A 1,580-nucleotide genomic window follows, 5' to 3' on the forward strand; every position below is an offset into this window, starting at 1 on the left:
GCATTCCACGACCCGCAACGCGTTTCGATCCCTATCACGCGGCTATGTCGCCTATCCCTGCGGATGGTGGGCTTGCCACGGGCGACAAATTGCGGCGGCAGATGAACCAGGCGCTGCAGTACCGTGCGGCGAAAGTCCTCCTCGTCTGGCGCGATGCGACCCTTGCCGACCAGAACGTGCAGGACGATCTCGACATTGCGTTGGACGTGGCGAAGGAAATCGACGATCCGCGCTTCATCATTCCGCTTCGTGTCGAGCAGGGGAAGAAGGTCAAAGGTCTGGGCGACACGATGCCGGTCGATTTCGTCCGTGGTTGGGGAGAAGGCGCCGCCAGCCTCCTTGGGGCACTGCAGAGGCAGAAGGTCCCGCGATCCTGCGGTCCCGCCGTGATCGATCCTAACTGGGAAATCTTCCGCCGACGTGGCGCGGTCCCGCTCGTCGACGAAGCTGAACGCCTGACATCGAACTGGCTGCGCGCCGCGGAAGCGCCCGACGTCATTCGCTACTACGAGAGCACTGGAGCGATCGACAGCCGGTTGCTTGATCGGGCGATCGAGCAGTTCAAGTATCCATGCGCCCTACAGGGCGCTGGCTTCTTCACCTTTGCGGACCAGACCGAGGTCAACATCGCGTTCGCATCGGCTGGCCGTTTTCAGATGAAGCACAAAATCCCGTTGCTGGATTTCGTCGACAGCGGTTTCCCGAAACTTGGCATCGAGCGACAGGTCGCATCGAACCTGGTTATTGCGATGATCAAGCAGGCGTGGCTCTCGTTCTGCAGGGAGAGAGGCTTCGTCGAATATCACTATTCCAACGCTGTCGGCTTCCACGCATCGGCCACGCAGGTGCGGACCGGCCAACGCATTCCGTGGGGCAGGCAGGGGGACCGGCGGTCATCGATGCTGCGCAACGTGGCCAAGGGACATATTTGGCAGTTCGGCGTCACCGCGATGCCCTATTTCTGGCCGTTCTGGCATCTGAAGCTAAAGGCGCGGGTATTGTTTTCCCTAGACAACAACACACCGGCCGGGCTCGATATCGATGATTCCAAGAAGCTGCATCGCCTGCGACGCATCACCTGCAAGGGATGGCGCAACAAGCAATGGCACAGCCGCATGCTTGCTTTCCTTGAGCTCCTGTCCGGCGACAGCGCGAACATCCGACTGGCGCTCGCGCAGGACGCCGAGCTGATGATCGAGGCGGCGCCGATGCTGTTTGCGTCTCCGGTGAGCACAGTACTTCCCGATGTTCTCGATTCCGAGGAAGAAGAAGCCGACGTCAGCACGCTGGGTCGCCCGGATAACGATGACGAGGCCGACGAATGAAGTTTCCCGAGAAATCGCTCCAGGTTGAACATTTCAACGAGCCGCTACTGGAATTCGCCTACGCGCAGCGCAGTCCTCACCCGAAGGATGGTCTGTTCCTCTATGGACCCCACGCTAAGGCGAAAAGCACGCGCGAGATCCGTGTCGGGGTGGTCGGCACCAGCAACGGCATTGCGCATTTTCGTAGCTGGGCGCGCAAGCTGAAGTCCGTCGTTCCGGTTCCACCGCCTGGAAAGGGTGAGAAGGCCGATCGCT

General features: G+C 60.6%; 1 protein-coding gene and 1 pseudogene. Both read left to right on the plus strand.

Translation table 11 applies throughout. The features are described 5' to 3' along the window. Positions 1-44 precede the first annotated feature (44 nt). The gene (locus tag EOA32_RS36945) at positions 45-1,325 is read left to right on the plus strand and encodes a toll/interleukin-1 receptor domain-containing protein (protein WP_348632248.1); all 1,281 of its coding nucleotides are present in this window, start codon (positions 45-47) and stop codon (positions 1,323-1,325) included. Further along, positions 1,322-1,580 (plus strand): annotated as a pseudogene (locus EOA32_RS36950) (hypothetical protein); the annotation flags it as partial. The gene EOA32_RS36945 and the pseudogene EOA32_RS36950, both read left to right, overlap by 4 nt.

The sequence above is a fragment of the Mesorhizobium sp. M1A.F.Ca.ET.072.01.1.1 genome, from assembly GCF_004023325.1.
Classification (GTDB): Bacteria; Pseudomonadota; Alphaproteobacteria; order Rhizobiales; family Rhizobiaceae; genus Mesorhizobium.

Bases quoted from the DNA above. Each gene is read 5' to 3' on its own strand.
- EOA32_RS36945 (WP_348632248.1), top strand. From the start codon at position 45: ATGTCGCCTATCCCTGCGGATGGTGGGCTTGCCACGGGCGACAAATTG.